The sequence below is a fragment of the Bacillus sp. T33-2 genome (genome assembly GCF_002860205.1).
In the GTDB taxonomy this organism is placed as follows: domain Bacteria; phylum Bacillota; class Bacilli; order Bacillales; family Cytobacillaceae; genus T33-2.
The window spans coordinates 21,812-38,886 of record NZ_PGVB01000048.1 but is presented as its reverse complement, the minus strand read 5'-3'; the positions used below and the strand labels follow the sequence as shown (position 1 = coordinate 38,886).

The window sequence follows — 17,075 nt, the reverse complement described above, 5'->3', positions numbered from 1 at the left end:
TTGTTCGTTAAGGTGCGTTTTTATTTTCATAAAGCACTCAACGGATTTTAATCAAAAAATGTTTATCAAAAAGAAAGAAGGACATGATTATGATAAAAAATGTATTGATTACCGGCGGAGCAGGATTTATTGGAAGCAGTTTAGCTTTAAAATTACTGGAGAAGGGATATAACGTAACAGTTCTCGATAATTTATCTCCACAAATTCATGGAGCAGATGGTACATCATCAGAATTATTTTTAAAAATAAGAGATAAGGTCACCTTTATTAAAGGGGACGTTGTTAACAGCGATGACTGGAGAAACGCATTAAAAGATCAAGATGTTGTCGTTCATTTAGCTGCCGAGACTGGTACTGGCCAATCGATGTATGAAATTAATAAATATATCGATGTGAACATTAAAGGAACTTCTAATTTATTAGATATCTTAACGAATGAAGAGCATCAGGTTAAAAAAATCGTTGTGGCATCTTCACGGGCCATCTATGGTGAGGGCATGTACCATTGTTCAGAACACGGAACGGTTTTCCCTGTTGCAAGAACAGAAGAGGATATGAGTAAAGGCGATTTTGAAGTAAAATGCCCCATTTGCAATCGTAATGTAGAATTGATGGCAACAACTGAAAAAACAAAAATTCACCCAACATCAATTTATGGAATTACGAAACAAATGCAAGAAGATATGTGTATGGTTGTCGGGAAATCATTGAATATTCCTGTAGTAGCTTATCGGTACCAAAATGTTTATGGACCCGGTCAATCTTTAAAGAACCCATATACAGGAATACTATCAATTTTCTCTACAATCATTAAAAATAATAATAACATTAACATCTTTGAAGATGGCAAAGAGTCAAGAGACTTTGTTTTTATTGACGATATTGTTGATGCAACCATTTTGGGCATTGAAAAAGACGAAGCAAACTTTGAAAGTTTTAATGTCGGGACCGGCGTTGCCACCACAGTCATTGAAGTAGCTAATGTCCTTAAAGAAAAATATCAATCAAATACTGAAATTGAAGTTAGCGGAAACTACCGTTTGGGGGATATTCGGCATAACTATGCAGATTTGACAAAAATACATGAAAAACTCGGTTTTACGCCTAAAGTAAGCTTTGAAGAAGGCATCAGTAAGTTTGTTGACTGGGTTAACCAGCAAGAAGTCGTTGAAGATAATTACGCAAAATCCATTGATGAAATGAAGAAAAAAGGTTTGTATAAATAATGGAAAGTAAATTGAACAATAAAAAGATTTTGTTCCTATGTCCATTATTTTTTAATTACCACAAAAAAATAATGAAGGCAATGGAATCGATGGGTGCGGAAGTAGATTACTTTGATGAGCGTCCATCGAATACAGTTCTTTCAAAAGCTTTATTAAGAATCAACCGAAATTTTGTTACCCCCCAAATAAAGAAACACTATCAAGAAATTTATTCTGAAATTAAAAACAAGACGTATGATTACATTTTTATTTGCCAGGCTGAGGCGACTCCCATATGGTTTTTAAAGGATATTCAGAAACTGAATCCGACCGCAAGAATGGTGCTCATGCTGTGGGATTCTGTCGCAAATAAAATAAATACGTTAGAAAAATTAGATTTTTTTGATGAGGTATTCTCCTTTGATAAAAAGGATTGTGATCAATTCGGATTGACTTTCAGACCGTTGTTCTTTGATAAAGAATATGGACTTATCGCAAAAGAAAAGCCTGAGCTGGTTTACGATTTATTTTTCGTAGGGACGGTGCATAGCGATCGCTACCGGATATTAAAGGAAATAAGACAGCAGTTTGAAAAGAATGATTTAAATGTATTTTACTTTATGTATCTTCCAAGTAATCTCATGTATTATCAAAGAAAGTTATTTACCAATGATTTTACCGGCAGCCAAATCAATGAGTTTTCATTTGAAGGCATGCCGAGTGAGCAACTGACAGAAAAGCTAAAGCAATCCAGGGCTGTTGTCGATATTCAGCATCCAAAACAGACCGGCCTGACTATGAGAACGATTGAAATGCTCGGTGCGAATAAAAAAATGATTACAACCAACGCAGACATTCAACATTATGATTTTTATCATCCGAATAATATTTGTGTTGTGGACAGAGATAAAGTAGTGGTGCCAGATGAATTCATGAAGGCGCCTTTCGTGCCAGTTGATGATAAAGTAAAAGATAGATATTCAATTAATTATTTCATATTAGACATACTGGGATTAATTGGAGAAAAAGAGCATAATTTTTATGTTGAATGATAGTGGAGGAAGATAATGAAGGTTTCTGTAGCGATGGCCACTTATAATGGTGAGAAGTACCTTAAACCCCAAATAGATAGTATTCTCTCTCAATTAAGTAGCGACGACGAGTTGATTATATCTGACGATCATTCTTCTGACCAGACACTTTCAATTATTGAAGAGTATAAAAAAGTCGATCCTCGGGTGAAATTGTTTATAAATGAAGAATCAGGGGTTACTTCAAATTTTGAAAACGCCATTAAGCATACTCAAAATGATATTATCTTTTTAAGTGACCAGGATGATGTTTGGAAGCCTGAAAAGGTTGAAACGGTGAAATCCTACTATAAACAAAATCCAGAAATCCAAATGATCATGTCTGATATAACTGTAGTAGACAATGAACTCAACACAACAATTGACTCATTTTATGAATTTAGAGGAAGCCGTAAAGGAGTTATTAAAAATATTATAAAAAATAGTTATATTGGCTGTGCAATGTCTTTTAGAAAAGAATTAAAAGCTAAAATTCTGCCAATACCAAGAAAAGTACCAATGCATGATATGTGGATCGGGTTGGTCGCTGATATGAATGACGCTGCGTTGCTAATACCAGAAAAATTGATTTTTTATCGAAGACACGGTCAGACGGTCACCACCGTTGAAAATACTTCATCTTTGAAACAAAAATTCCTCTGGAGATTTCAAATTTCAAACTTACTTGTGAAATCATTTTTAAAACATAGATAGTACCTCGTTGCAAAAAAGTATGTAGTTCTTTTTATAAGACACATACTTTTTTTGTTAGGTCTCAGGAGTGGAAAAAAGAGCCTCCAAAAAGGAGACTCTTCAGTTCTTACTGAAATTTTGGCTCATCAAAAACCAAGGTATAGTTGCTAAGTAAATCATATAAATTTTTGATACGATTTACTTGCTTTGTAGCCCAGCCTATATCACTGGCGTACTGGTGCGTCCCAGGTCTGCCCGGATTCCATCTCATTTTATATAAATTATCTTGGCCATTGTGTATATATCCGCCTGCTATAAACTCAGCGCCGCCAACAATTGCCCGTTCCGGACTGGTCCATCCCATTTTATATGCATATTCTGAACCGCACTGCAATGGGCATGAATCTTTAGCATTGATACCATACATATTATAAACTGTTTTTGGTTCCACTGCTTGACCATCCAACTGTGAAACTACTACACCGGTTGCTAAATTTGATGTACCATTACCTGTCTCCAACAGAGCATGGCTTATTAAATATACTTCATTAATTCCAAGCCTGGTTCCGGCCTCTATAAAGGAACTTGCTTTACCTTGAAGTATACCTTTACCATTTAGAATCCTATCATTTACTTCGTTTACATTAAGACCTGCACTCTCCGATAATTTCAGGAATTGAAAATACTCGGTTGATCCCTTGGAGAAATTGCCGGGATTGACGTAGTACTCAACGTCGCCTCTCAACGCATTCATCCATGCTGAAACCTGATACCATGTCGGCTGTCCATCAACATTTATGGTTTTTAGAATCCGAACTGGGGTACCATTATTGATAGTACCAACCACAGGATAATTTGTGCCTGGACCCCCTCTTACATTCCACCCTGAGCCATTAACGACCCAATTACCTTTAGCGTCTCTTGTGAGTGCATCTTCCCTCAGGTACTTTGTATGCAAGTCCGTTTGCGGTAAAGTAGTCATTTGAGTATCTACCATTTGAGTAAGACTAAAATGATAATTTGTTGTTTGATAAACTGGACCAATTAATGGTTCAATAGAAAATTCAACTTTACCAATATTCACATCATCAAAATATTCAACATCAATCCAGTGAATATCTTGCTCCCCCGATGCTGCATCTGCTCTATTCGAGATTTGAACTGTAGCGGTATCTTCCCTTAAAGCACTGCTTGTCCATCGATCTAATACGAGCTTTCCATCTACATAAACCCTTACACCGTCATCTGCTTTTGTTCTAAACAGATAACTACCTGCTGTAATTCGTTTAGCGGTAGTATAACGAACCGAGAAATGATCTTTATCAACCCCAGGCGCAGGGCTTACATCCTGAAGATCCTCATACAGGCTCTTCAATGGACCTGCAGGAGCGTGCATTTTAGCCACTGCTGGCATACCGGACAGCGTTTCATTTGGAAAATAATATGCCAGCCATGTATCGAAAGGTAACACATGAGAAAAGACTGCTGCTGTACTGACATTATCATAATAATGTGTTAGAACAGAATGTTTACCGGCATTGGCACCGATCCATAACGCCCGGTCCGCCTTACCAGTATAGTCTGTCCAACGGTTTATTAATTCTTTTCCATCGACATCAACTTTAATACCGTCATCTGCAAAGGTTTGAAGGAAATAGTCTCCTGCTGCATAAACGCCTGACTGATCAAAGACAGCTTCAAATCCATCTACAGGATAAGACGAGGGGCCTCCTGATCCCCAGTTATATTGAACATTGTGATTTTGTTGGTAGAAAACCCTATTAGGACTTAATTTCTTTATGTCAATTAATAAATGAGCATTCCCTACGTCCTCATAGTATTCCACTGTTATGGTGTGATTTCCGCCATTTATATAGACGTCCTGGCGTTTTTCATTTAAACCTGCATTTGGCCAATGATTGATGATCAATTGATTGTCTAATAAAACGCGTACACCATCATCTGCATTAAGAACAAACAAGTATGTCCCCGTATCAAGATTTACTTTTTTGGTAAATCTCATGGAGAAGTTATCAGTTCCCACAGAAGGATATGGAGAACTATTTTCCCAACCCCAGTCAAAATCTATATTGGAAATTGGGTGAAGGGCGTTATTGCCGCCAATGATAAATGGAGTACCTTGCAGGTTCTTGTTCGGGAAGACCTCTCCGACCCAGGCATTCTCCGTTGCCTTTGAAAACTGCTCAAGGCTAAATTCCACCTTGCCAGCAGCTACAGAATCAAAGTATTCCACTTCGATCCAGTGGATATCTTTTTCCCCTGTTTTAGCATCGGCACGGTCAGAAATATTAATTTTAACAGCACCTTCCCGGTATGCACCTTCTGTCCATTGGTTGACAGCAAGTTGGCCATCCACATAAACCCGGATGCCATCATCCGCCTTAGCCCTAAAAATATACTCGCCCGCCGGAATACGCTTGGCAGTAGTATATTTGGCTGAAAAATTATCAGCTGCCATGCCGGGCGCAGGGGAACCTGCTCCGAAATCCTGAGAAAGACTCAATACATCACCTGCTGAGGGGATCACCGTTCCCGTAGCAGGCATGCCAGACAATGTTGGATTAGTATAATAATATGCCAGCCAGGAACCAAGCGGCACCATCTCTGAGAAGATGGCTGCGTTCGCAACATTTTCAAGATAGTGGGTTTTAATCGTGTGTTGTCCACCAGTCATACCCAGCAATAGTGCCCGGTCAACCTGGCCTGTATAATCGCCCCAACGGTTTACCGGCCACTGTCCATCCACTTCGACTTTGACTCCGTCATCAGCAAATGTCTGAAGAAAATAATCTCCAGCGGGATAGATGCCGGATTGATCAAAAACCGCAGTGAAATAATCACCAGGAATCCCGTCTCCAGGGCTTCCCAACCCCCAATTGTTACGTACTTGTTTTGCATATACTACCGGGAGCTGCGAAAAGGGCAGGACGTTGAATGAGAGCTTCGCTGACGCTACATCTTCGAAGTACTCTACCTCAATGATATGATTGCCACCCGTTACATTTAGAATTTTCTTTTGCTTCGCAAACTTTATATTTGGCCATGCATTAATAATAGTCTGGCCGTCCAGTTTTACACGTACTCCATCATCTGCATTAGCATTGAAGATATAGGAGCCGGCTTCTAGGTTTACTCGTTTTGTAAACCTTGCCGAGAAGCCATCACCCGCAATGGACGGATGGGGCGAGCCAGTTCCCCAGTCATAGTCTATGCTGGAGATCGGGTTAAGGGCGTTATTGCCGCCAATGACGATTGGTGTACCTTGCAGGTCCTTGTTCGGGAAGACCTCTCCGACCCAGGCATTCTCCGTTGCCTTTGAAAACTTCTCAAGGGAAAATTCCACCTTTCCAGCATCTACAGAATCAAAATATTCCACTTCGATCCAGTGGATATCCTTTTCCCCTGTCTTTGCATCGGCGCGGTCTGCGATATTGATCTTAATTGAATCCTCGCGAAAAGCGCTGCTTGTCCAGCGATCAATTTGGAGCTTTCCATCGACATAAACACGGACGCCATCGTCTGCATTAGCTCGTAAAATATAATCACCCGCCGGAATTCGCTTGGCGGTGGTATATTTCGCTGAAAAATTATCAGATGCCATCCCAGGCGCAGGGGAACCCCCACCAAAATCTTGACTAAAGCTCAAAACATCACCTGTTGAAGGAATCACCGTTCCTGTAGCAGGCATGCCAGTGGTTGCTGGGTTTGTATAATAATATGCCAGCCAGGAACCAAGCGGAACCATCTCTGAGAAGATGGCTGCGTTCGCAACGTTTTCAAGATAGTGGGTTTTAATCGTGTGTTGTCCACCATTCATGCCTAGCAATAAAGCCCGGTCAACCTTGCCTGTATAATCGCCCCAACGGTTAATCGGCCATTGTCCATCTACTTCTACTTTGACTCCGTCATCAGCAAATGTCTGAAGAAAATAATCTCCCGCCGGATAGCTGCCGGACTGATCAAAAACCGCCGTGAAATAATCACCAGAAATCCCGTTTCCCGGGCTTCCCCAGCCCCAGTTATTACGTATTTGTTTTGCATATACTACTGGAAGCTCCGACAAGCGGTGGAAGTTAAATGAAAGCTTTGCTAAGGCAACATCTTCAAGGTACTCTACCTCAATGGTATGAGTGCCACCCGTTACGTTAATAACTTTCTTTTGTTCAGTAAACTTGGTGTTTGGCCATGCATTAATAATAGTTTGGCCGTCCAGTTTTACACGAACTCCATCGTCTGCATTAGCATTGAAGATATAGGAACCGGCCTCCAAGTTAACTCTTTTAGTAAACCTTGCCGAGAAGCCATCACCCGGAATGGCTGGATGTGGCGAACCATTTCCCCAGCCCCAGTCAAAATCAATGTTGGAGATCGGGTTAATGCCGTTATTGCCGCCAATGATCACTGGGGTACCTTGCAGGTCCTTGCTCGGGAATACCTCTCCGACCCAGGCATTCTCCGTTGCCTTTGAAAACTGCTCAAGGAAAAACTCCACCTTGCCGGCAGCCACAGAATCAAAATATTCCACTTCGATCCAGTGGATATCCTTTTCCCCCGTTTTTGCATCAGCACGGTCAGCGATATTGATCTTAATTGAATCCTCACGAAAAGCGCTGCTGGTCCATCGATCGATTTGGAGCTTTCCATCGACATAAACACGGATCCCGTCGTCTGCTTTAGCGCGTAAAATATATTCACCCGCAGGTATTCTTTTGGCACTGACATATTTTGCTGAAAAGTGATCGGCAGGAATACCGTCTGCCGGTGCTGCGCCTCCGAAGTCTTCATAAAGATTCTTAAAGTCACCTGAAGGAGAAATCACTTTTGCTGTCGCCGGCACACCAGCCAACGACTCATTGGGATAGTAATATGCCAGCCAAGAATCAAACGGAACTATGTCTGAAAATACAGCCGCATTAGCGACTTTCTCTAAATAATGGGTCTTAACAGTATGAGGACCACCATTTACTCCCAGCCATAGAGCCCGTTCAGGCTGGCCAGTATAATCACTCCAACGGTTAATCAGCATGTGTCCGTCAGCTTCTACTTTAACCCCATCATCAGCAAAAGTTTGGATAAAGTAATCTCCGCTTGAATAATTACCAGACTGATCAAAAGTTGCTGTGAAGTTATCTGCCGGCACTCCATTGCCTGGACTGCCCCATCCCCAATTATAATGAACAGGCTTTCCTGCGTCCGGATAGTAAACACTCTCTGCTTTTACCGAATTTCCTGCTCCTAGTGAAAATCCGGCCACAGAAATTGCCGCCAAAATTCCAACTCCGTATCGCCATATTAAGTTGTGGTTCAAAACAGTTAATTTCCCCTCCTAAGTAAACTATCATTTCTCTGTTTTTTAAGATACATATTTTGTATCTTGATAGCATAATAACATATAATTTGACAAAAATTACTGAGTATTTATAACTAAATCTCTTATGTATCGACATTTTTCGTTGAATACTAAATTTCTGAAAACCCACGTGTATCAAGCTTTTTTTATACCTGTAAATTAAAAGGGAAAAATTACTAGTTTATGATATATAACCTTGATAATATAGCGATACAAAGGCAGACAGTTGCTGGCTAAAAGAGTTTTTCCGAAGTTTTCATAACATCATAGCCCGTTTATTGAGCTAATTTCATATATGGTTGCACCAGACGTACCAGCACCAAATTACTGTAATAAACATTTTTATTTTGATATGTGCGATTATGTATTTTATAATTAAATGATTTAATGCGCGATAATCTCAAGGCATAGTCACTGTTCCCACACAACCGCTAGTAACAGTCAATGCCTAACAAGGAGTATCTGAACTGATGTCTACAAAAAAAAGGTTAATTACAAATTTTCTTTCATTGGCGAGCATGCAAGGATTAAATTTCGTCCTGCCTTTAATAACCCTCCCATATTTGTTGCAGGTTCTGGGGCCTGGCAAGTTCGGATTGATTAGCTTTGCTCAAGCATTGATTCAATACTTCATTCTTTTTACCGATTATGGTTTTAACCTGGTCGCTACAAAAGACGTCGCCTTACACCGTGACAATAAAAAGCAACTGTCTGTCATTTTCTCTACAGTGATGTTAGTAAGGATTCTTTTATTAAGCATTAGTTTAATTATATTGATTTGTTTAACCTGGTTGATTCCAAAATTTCAGCATGAAAGCCTGATTTATTTTCTAACTTTTGGAATGGTAGTAGGGAATGTATTGTTTCCAGTATGGTTTTTCCAAGGCATAGAACATATGAAAGTGATTTCTGTATTAAACATGGTATCCAAGGTGATTTTCACAATAGGGATTTTTGTATTTGTAAATAATAAATCACAGTTCTTGTATGTACCAATTCTTAACTCATTAGGTTATATCACTATCGGTGTAATCGGTTTGTATCTAGTAATGTTCCGTTATAAAATCAATATAGTGAAACCATCTAAAAGCGATATCATATACCAGTTAAAAGGTGGCTGGGACATTTTTGTATCCAATATTGTAACAAGCCTTTATACAACAAGTAATACATTTATACTAGGTTTTTTTGCAAGTAACACGGTGGTTGGATACTACTCAAGTGCAGAAAGAGTCATAAAGGCCCTTTCAAGTGTCATTGCACCTTTGATCCAAACTGTTTACCCCTTTTTAAGTAAAGCCCTTCAAGAGTCCCGAGAGAAAACGTTAAGCATTATTAATAAAATATTTATTTCGATTACCATTACTATGGGCGCCTTATCAATGTTGGTTGGAATATTCGCAGATGATATCGTGGATATTGCTTTGGGCGCTAAATACAAAGACACTATACCACTCCTTCAAATATTAGCCGGTTTGCCGTTAATCTTAGGCTGGGCTAATGTTTTTGGTATCTTGACCATGATTAATTTCGATTATAAAAGACAACTGTCCAGAATTTATATAGCTGCAAGCGCTTTAAGTGTTATATTAATGTTCCTGCTTATACCCACATTTAATGAATACGGAACTGCATGGAACGCCCTCTTGACAGAAGCCTTCGCTACACTCCTGATGGCTATTTTCCTCTGGAAGAAAGGAATACACGTTTGGAGTTGGAAAAGAAAAACCACACAGAATTGAAAGGAATTTTGTTCATGAAAGAAAATAAAGTGGCATCGGTAATGGTTACTTACAATCCCGATTCAGAGGTTTATGATAATGCAAAGTCAATTGCTGATTCATGTATCCATCTAGTTATCATAGATAATGGATCCATGCCAAACATTCAAGAGCGTTTAAAGTTACTGGAACACCAACAGAATATTACAGTTATTATGAACACGAACAATAAAGGGCTGGGGCATGCATTAAACCAAGGCATACTCTACCTGTTCAGTTCTCCAGAATTAGACGAAATCGAGTGGATCGCCACATTTGATCAGGATAGTAAAGTTGAGAATGGATATTTCTCTAAAATGTTAGATTCCTACAAAAGATTTCAACACAAGGAAAGTTTAGCAATATTAGCGCCAAATTGGATAGAGAAAAAAATAGAACAAAATCAATTGCAACAAAATGAAACTGGACTGCTTATAGAACAAAAAACAGTGATCACATCGGGGAGTTTGGTGAAAAAGAAGATATTCAAAGAAATTGGACTTTTTGAGGAAGAGTATTTCATCGATTTCTTGGATCATGAATTCTGTTTGCGTGCGAGAAGCCGTGGATATAAAATTTTCATTTCGCCACAAGTCTCTATGATCCACAATTTAGGAAACACTCAACAACATAAATTATTGGGTTCACAAGTAATGGCGACAAACCATAACTATGTTAGAAGGTATTATATTACGAGGAATCGGTTATTCACATATAAAAAGTATTTTAAAACTGAAAAGGAATGGATTAAAGAAGATTTTATTGCCACAGCAAAAGAATTCATTATTATCCTTCTCTTTGAAAAAAATCGAGGTAAAAAAATCCGGAGTATGTTCAAAGGGGTTATCGATGCTATAAGAGGAAAAAAGGGTGCCGGTAATATTTAATACTTTAGAGATTAGGTAGTGTACCGGAATGATAAGTTTAAGCATAAGAAAAGCGCAAGCATGTTACTTGCGCTTTTTTTATTCAATCAGTATTTATTTATGGAATATAATAATTTAAATATCAATGTGTCACGCTTATTTTGTCTGTATAGAGGAGTTGAACCCGCGTACATAAGTCTTCTAAAAAAAGAATTTCTGTTATTTAGAAAATCCTCAATTAACTTTCTTTGTTGTCCATTAAGTTGTGGTTTAAATAGACGGTAAAATTCTTCAGTTTGAAGGGTGAATGGCTTTAAATGTCCTTGTTTCTTAAAGGCTTTATACCGTACCACCGCACTTTTTAATTTATTGTCAGCCATCCCTAAGGTATTTGATGAATGCTGTCTGTATAATATGTGAGATTGCTCATCATAGATAACTTTTCCAAATGCTGTACCTAACAAATAAAACCAAGCATCATGCATCGATACCTTTTCAACCTGTGGAATATGAGACTTAAACAATGTAAGCATTGCTTTATTAAACACGATCGTACATCCGGTAGCAATGTTTTGAATAATGGCGTTTTTCAGGCTAATACCTTGTGGCGGAATTTGGGAATGTTTTAAAAAGCTAAGCTGCTCATCCACAATATCTAGGCGAGAAAGATAAAGCAGGGGAACATCACTGTCTTCTTTGTCCAGTAATTTGACCGCCCTGGAAACTTTTGAAGGCTTCCAAAAATCATCCTGATCGCAAAAAGCATAATAGTCTGCATCTTCAGAGGCATTTAAAACCAATTCAAAAAAGCTTGAAATAACCCCTTCATTCGCACCCTTTATAAAAATTATATTCTTGTTCTTCCTGCTGAACTGTTCCAATATAGATAAAGTGTCATCCCGCGAACCGTCATCGCGAATCAAAATCTGCAAATTTCTGTGGTCCTGATCCAGCAGACTTTGAATTTGCTGAACGACATATTTTTCACCATTATACGTGGACATTAATACCTGTACTTTTTTCATGTGACTTTCTCCTATCGCTGGGTAGCAGTTTCAACTATTTTTTCCAATTATAAACTGTACGAATCATACAATTTGTTTTCATGACTCTACCCATCATTAGACCCACAGAACTAATAATGTATCAATGATGCTTTGATACATTTTTAGTTCATTATCTATTCAGCTATGCGGATCCAGAAATGTTCTATCGCTCAACACCTAATTTACGCGCCATAAATGCCAGCAAATCATCTTTTAATTCACTATTTTGCAAGGCAAACTCTATAGTTGTTTCAATAAAACCGAGTTTTTCCCCGACATCATATCTTTCACCCTCGAATTCATAAGCAAACACTCGCTGAATTTCATTTAACCTCTGAATGGCATCTGTCAATTGAATTTCTCCACCAGCACCGATCTCCTGCTTATCTAAAAACATGAAGATTTCAGGTGTGAACACGTACCTTCCAATAATAGCGAGATTAGAAGGAGCGCTTCCTGGTTCAGGTTTTTCAACAAAATTCCTTACTTGAAAAGAACGGCCTTTTTGATCAATAGGATCAATTATCCCGTAACGATGTGTCTCACTTTCTGGAACACGCTTGACGCCTATCACAGATGAAAGTGTACTGTCATACTGGTTTATCAACTGTTTAAGACATGGGGTTTCTGCCTGGACAATATCATCACCCAACAGAACGGCAAACGGCTCATCTCCAATGAAATTCCGGGCACACCAGACAGCATGTCCTAAGCCTTTCGGTTCCTTTTGCCGGATATAATGTATGTCCACCAGTTTTGATGGCGCTTGGACTTTCTCTAATAGTTCATACTTCTCTTTATTATACAAAGTTTGTTCCAGTTCAAAAGCATGGTCGAAATGATCCTCAATGGCCCGTTTTCCTTTCCCAGTTACTATAATAATATCTTCTATTCCAGATTCAATTGCCTCTTCCACTATATATTGTATGGTTGGCTTATCTACAATTGGCAGCATCTCTTTTGGCATCGCTTTAGTAGCTGGCAAAAACCGTGTACCGAGACCTGCAGCGGGAATGATTGCTTTCTTGACTTTTTTCATTTAGTTTATCCCCTTATGGTTCTATGTTAACTGATTTTAATACAACTATAAGAATGTTATTTTCCCTAAAATTATTTCATAATACGTACTTGTTTTCAACCCTCTACCACTATGCTCCTCATCTTATAAAAAAATTGTTGTACACACTACTAATAAGGTTAGATTGCAACCCTGGTTAAAAAAAGCTATCAGGAGCCTGATAGCTGAAATAAAGAAAAGCAGCATTCGCCGCTTTCCTTATGTTAAAGACTGCGCAGTGATTCATTTACTTGTTGTAATTCTTCAAGAGAATCTATTTCATAGCTATCATTTGCATTGATTTTATGGATATGAACAGTTAATTTTGAAAGATTCTCTTTTACAATATCATCCCAGTAAAGTTCAATATAATCCTTTGATTTTATTGCATCTTCTATCTTCTGGGAAATAAATAAGCCGTCTTTCTCAGACCAGAATGACACGCCACAAAGGATAAATTCTTGTTCCCCGTCACCGACTTCAATGTTTTGAACTGTATTGTCGGCATCGAATCTGAGAATCCATTCATTTTGAAATTTAGGTTTTTTTGCACTAAAATAAAGTGAAGTCTCTGGTGCCTCCAACAAAAAATTGTTGTTTAAAAAAACATCTCCTTCTATTACGTATGAATTGGGCAAATATTCTTTTACAAGATGCATTGTATAAAGATTATTATATATATCATATTTTTCATTATTAACCAGCATAACGCCGTATTTAGATTTTAGATATTCAAATTTTTCTTTCAAATAACCTGTAACGATAATAATGTCGTTGATACCTTTTTCTTGCAAGAATTGTATTTGCCTTTCGAGCATAGGCACACCATTAACCTCAACCAAAGATTTCGGTGTATTCAAGGTCAGAGGCCTCATTCTCGTACCCATCCCTGCTGCAAGGATAATTGCACGCATTAAGCTGTTCTCCCCATTTTAAGTAGATTTTTAAACTTCAACTCACCAGGATTAGCCACTGCTATGACAGAACCCAACAATATCATAATACTGAAAAAAACTAATTTTATTGTAATAGGTGTCCCAGTAATAAAAAAGCTCAGGATAATTGCCCATGCAGAGTATGATATATTTAAAGCCATGGCTCGGGTAGGACCTAATGAATAAATCGCTTTATAATAAAAAACATAGGATGCTGTCCCTGAAAGAGCAATAATGGCTATAAACACAAATTCAATATTCCATACGACCTTTGGGACTAAAGAATAGCCGCCAAACAAAGGCAGAATTAATATTCCATATGTTACAGCGGAAACAAGCTGTCTTATTTGCAAGGCTTGCTCAGGCAAAACCTCATCTTCCTTCATTCCATAAGCAAGGATGACACACTCCATGCCCCACCCGAAAATGCAAAACAAGATGAACAAAAATCCTAAGACTACATTTTCCGACTGAATGCCTCCACTTGAATACCCCAGTAAGAATATAAACAGTATACTTATAAACAAACCAATCCAGTTTTTTAAAGTTAACCTGTCTTTTAATATTAAGAATGCAAAAAACGCTCCTATGGCAGGATAAACGGCAGACATTGATGCTGCTAGCGAGGCACCTATATACTTTACAGACAATACATAGAATGTCATGCCAATTGGGCCACCAAGCAATGCCCCAAGGATGACAAACATCCCGCTTCTCGTTCTTATTTTCGATAAAGAATTTTTTAATTCCCCTTTTATTCCTAAGTACACCATCATCCACAAACTGGATAGTGCATCATGGAAAAAGGTACTTACCAGTGGGGCGAGAAAAATGACTTTGTCAGTAGACATAAATAAAGCTGAGGACAAAATAATTCCAATTAGTACCGTGTCCACTGCCCAGGTAAATCCAGATAACAAACCATATAAGATACCCTTATTTTGAGAGCGCATATTTTTTCTCCTTCGACATTAGTATAGACAGATTTTCTTTTGCGCGGTGGAAACGTTCTAATCCGTAAGCACCAAAATTTTCACCTTTTGCCTCTTTAATGTTTGTCCAAATCGTCCAAAGGAAGTCTTGGAAAATTTTATTCATCAAGATTCTTATTTTAATATCATGGGGTATCTCACTTTGCTCCAAATAATAACTTAAAAATAATTCCTCGTCTTCCTCGGAAAACTCACACTCAAGGGAGTGTGCTGCAATATCCCACATCGGATCATTCATCCCTGCGTATTCCCAATCAATCAGGTATATTTTCTGTTCCCCACTTTTTACGAAATTTTCAGGAACTGTATCGTTATGACAGGGAACTAAAACAACATCCATATCCATATAGAGCTCTTTAAGCTGCATGACCTGTTTCTTAATCTGATCATACCCGGGATACGTACTCCCGTTAAATTCCGCTAATAGCATTTCATACTCTGTAATTTTGTTAAAAACATTAAACGTACTCGCCATTGCTTGATTAGACTGATGCAGTTGTTTTAGTACATTTGTCGTCATAATCATATTATCTTCACGTTTTGCAGTCTTAGTGTTAAGCGTTTCTGCCTCTGGAATTAACCTTGAAATCTTAATTCCGTTTTGCTCGTTAAAATAAAGCAAATCTGCATCAATACCCAGTGTACTGGCGATTTGGGCATTGTATTTTTCTTCCCATCTATTTATCATTTTTTCGGTACCGATTCCAGAAATTCTCAATACGTATTCCTGACCGTCAATTAGGACTTTATAGTTTTTATTGGTCATTCCACCAAAAGGTTGGATTTCCTGTATCGATTCTTTACCTATATTAAACGCGCTTACTAAGTATTCAATAATCTGATTCTCCCTATATGCTGCTTCTTTTCTTTTCATGATAGGGTAAATCTTCTTTAGTGCACGTTCGTACTGTTTCCTGGTATCAACCTCTGCCCATACAATGTTATTTATTTTTAAATAACCAACATTATAGTTTCTGGCTATATCCAGAAGCATGTATTCATAATTCATATAAGGATTCTCGTTATAATGTTCATATGCATCCACCATTTTTTCAAAAACATCCAGAGAAAACTTACTTACGCCAATCATTTCTCCATCAATTCTGTTAAAATGATGTATGTCTTTTGACAACTTATACAGAAAGCCGTTACGAATCTCAACGAATGCTTCGTCACCTGAACCACTCTCATTAGTGATTAAAATACAATCACGCTGGGGATTGTTTATAAGGCGTTTGACGGCACTTTCTTCTATGACAATATCGTCCTCAATCAATAAGAAATCATCATTAATATATTGTCGGGCTACCGCTAGAGACGCCATCGATCCTGTCCACTTATATTTTCTATTTTCGACAAACTGAATGTTAGGCAGCAATCTAAATTCCTGAAATGCTTCTTTTCGGTATCCTGTCACAATTACGAATTGATTAATGCCATTATCCTGTAAGATTTCAATATTACGCCTTATCACCTGTTTACCGTCCAATTCTAACAGCCCTGCAGGTTTATCAAAGTCCTTCCTATGTCCAGCTGCCAGAATGACAGCTAATTTAACCTCTTTTTCCACCTTAGCTTGGTGAATATTCAACTTTTTTTCTTTGAAGGATTCAATGCCCTCTTGTAAAAGGTCTAGCCCTTTTTCCGTTAAGAAATAGCTCATATTCCGCCCGTGCTTTTGCGAATGGACAAAACCGTTTATAAATAAATCCTGAATAAGATAATTGACTTTCCCAGTAGAAATACCAATTAAATCTGCAATTTTTTTTTGGCTTATAGTAGTATTGTTATTAATGACCTCTAATAGCTTCAATCTATCTTCCATAATGCCTCCGATAAAACGTTCAATTTTTGAATATATTTAAATTTTATAATATGCATCTAATATTGTAAATAAATTTCTACAAGATATTACTATTTTTGCTATTCAATAGGTATGTATTTTTCTCTCACCACATAACACCCTGTTCACCATTATCATGTTATTCATTTAGAGGCACGAAATGGTTGGGTCTCCCCTTTAGATTTCTTCAAATACAGAATTAGGATTTTATCTTAAATGAATGGAGGCTGTAAGTTT

General features: G+C 38.0%; 11 protein-coding genes. 5 read left to right on the top strand and 6 right to left on the bottom strand.

Annotated features, from left to right (window positions below):
• Positions 1-89: 89 nt before the first annotated feature.
• The 3 genes from CVD19_RS22330 to CVD19_RS22320 are packed head-to-tail and all read left to right on the top strand — an operon-like array spanning position 90 to position 2,989.
• Positions 90-1,226: an SDR family NAD(P)-dependent oxidoreductase gene (locus CVD19_RS22330; RefSeq protein WP_101585390.1), complete on the top strand. Its 1,137-nt coding sequence runs from the start codon at positions 90-92 to the stop codon at positions 1,224-1,226.
• Complete coding sequence (locus tag CVD19_RS22325) at positions 1,226-2,257, top strand: lipopolysaccharide biosynthesis protein (RefSeq protein ID WP_101585389.1); 1,032 nt, start codon at positions 1,226-1,228, stop codon at positions 2,255-2,257. The genes CVD19_RS22330 and CVD19_RS22325 overlap by 1 nt, the downstream gene beginning before the upstream one ends.
• 15 nt (positions 2,258-2,272) lie before the next feature.
• A complete protein-coding gene (locus tag CVD19_RS22320; protein ID WP_101585388.1) occupies positions 2,273-2,989 on the top strand; it encodes a glycosyltransferase family 2 protein in 717 nt (238 codons plus the stop codon).
• A 106-nt stretch (positions 2,990-3,095) separates the two neighbouring features.
• On the opposite strand, the gene CVD19_RS22315 is transcribed toward CVD19_RS22320, so the two are convergent.
• Entirely contained in the window at positions 3,096-8,258 is a 5,163-nt protein-coding gene (locus tag CVD19_RS22315; protein ID WP_101585387.1) for a PA14 domain-containing protein, read from the bottom strand.
• Positions 8,259-8,809: 551 nt separating this feature from the next.
• Here CVD19_RS22315 and CVD19_RS22310 point away from each other — a divergent pair.
• Positions 8,810-10,081, top strand: a complete 1,272-nt coding sequence (locus CVD19_RS22310; protein ID WP_101585386.1) for a flippase — start codon at positions 8,810-8,812, stop codon at positions 10,079-10,081.
• A gap of 14 nt (positions 10,082-10,095) precedes the next feature.
• Positions 10,096-10,986, top strand: a complete 891-nt coding sequence (locus CVD19_RS22305; protein ID WP_180953753.1) for a glycosyltransferase family 2 protein — start codon at positions 10,096-10,098, stop codon at positions 10,984-10,986.
• Between the two features lie 86 nt (positions 10,987-11,072).
• Here CVD19_RS22305 and CVD19_RS22300 read toward each other — a convergent pair whose 3' ends face one another.
• The 5 genes from CVD19_RS22300 to CVD19_RS22280 form a co-directional block, all read right to left on the bottom strand.
• Complete coding sequence (locus CVD19_RS22300; protein WP_257985253.1) at positions 11,073-11,990, bottom strand: glycosyltransferase family 2 protein; 918 nt, start codon at positions 11,988-11,990, stop codon at positions 11,073-11,075.
• A gap of 184 nt (positions 11,991-12,174) precedes the next feature.
• On the bottom strand, positions 12,175-13,050 hold the full coding sequence (gene galU, locus CVD19_RS22295; RefSeq protein ID WP_101585383.1) for a UTP--glucose-1-phosphate uridylyltransferase GalU: 876 nt from the start codon (positions 13,048-13,050) through the stop codon (positions 12,175-12,177).
• Positions 13,051-13,292: 242 nt separating this feature from the next.
• A complete protein-coding gene (locus tag CVD19_RS22290; RefSeq protein WP_101585382.1) occupies positions 13,293-13,982 on the bottom strand; it encodes an NTP transferase domain-containing protein in 690 nt (229 codons plus the stop codon).
• The gene (locus CVD19_RS22285) at positions 13,982-14,956 is read right to left on the bottom strand and encodes a DMT family transporter (RefSeq protein WP_101585381.1); all 975 of its coding nucleotides are present in this window, start codon (positions 14,954-14,956) and stop codon (positions 13,982-13,984) included. Before CVD19_RS22285 ends, CVD19_RS22290 begins: the two co-directional genes overlap by 1 nt.
• The gene (locus CVD19_RS22280) at positions 14,940-16,820 is read right to left on the bottom strand and encodes an NTP transferase domain-containing protein (protein ID WP_101585380.1); all 1,881 of its coding nucleotides are present in this window, start codon (positions 16,818-16,820) and stop codon (positions 14,940-14,942) included. The genes CVD19_RS22285 and CVD19_RS22280 overlap by 17 nt, the downstream gene beginning before the upstream one ends.
• Positions 16,821-17,075: the final 255 nt, after the last annotated feature.

What these genes read in the sequence shown, in the direction of transcription:
- CVD19_RS22330 (WP_101585390.1), top strand. Translation starts at nt 90, where the DNA reads ATGATAAAAAATGTATTGATTACCGGCGGAGCAGGATTTATTGGAAGC.
- CVD19_RS22325 (WP_101585389.1), top strand. Translation starts at nt 1,226, where the DNA reads ATGGAAAGTAAATTGAACAATAAAAAGATTTTGTTCCTATGTCCATTA.
- CVD19_RS22320 (WP_101585388.1), top strand. Translation starts at nt 2,273, where the DNA reads ATGAAGGTTTCTGTAGCGATGGCCACTTATAATGGTGAGAAGTACCTT.
- CVD19_RS22310 (WP_101585386.1), top strand. Translation starts at nt 8,810, where the DNA reads ATGTCTACAAAAAAAAGGTTAATTACAAATTTTCTTTCATTGGCGAGC.
- CVD19_RS22305 (WP_180953753.1), top strand. Translation starts at nt 10,096, where the DNA reads ATGAAAGAAAATAAAGTGGCATCGGTAATGGTTACTTACAATCCCGAT.
- CVD19_RS22300 (WP_257985253.1), bottom strand. Translation starts at nt 11,990, where the DNA reads ATGAAAAAAGTACAGGTATTAATGTCCACGTATAATGGTGAAAAATAT.
- galU (WP_101585383.1), bottom strand. Translation starts at nt 13,050, where the DNA reads ATGAAAAAAGTCAAGAAAGCAATCATTCCCGCTGCAGGTCTCGGTACA.
- CVD19_RS22290 (WP_101585382.1), bottom strand. Translation starts at nt 13,982, where the DNA reads ATGCGTGCAATTATCCTTGCAGCAGGGATGGGTACGAGAATGAGGCCT.
- CVD19_RS22285 (WP_101585381.1), bottom strand. Translation starts at nt 14,956, where the DNA reads ATGCGCTCTCAAAATAAGGGTATCTTATATGGTTTGTTATCTGGATTT.
- CVD19_RS22280 (WP_101585380.1), bottom strand. Translation starts at nt 16,820, where the DNA reads ATGGAAGATAGATTGAAGCTATTAGAGGTCATTAATAACAATACTACT.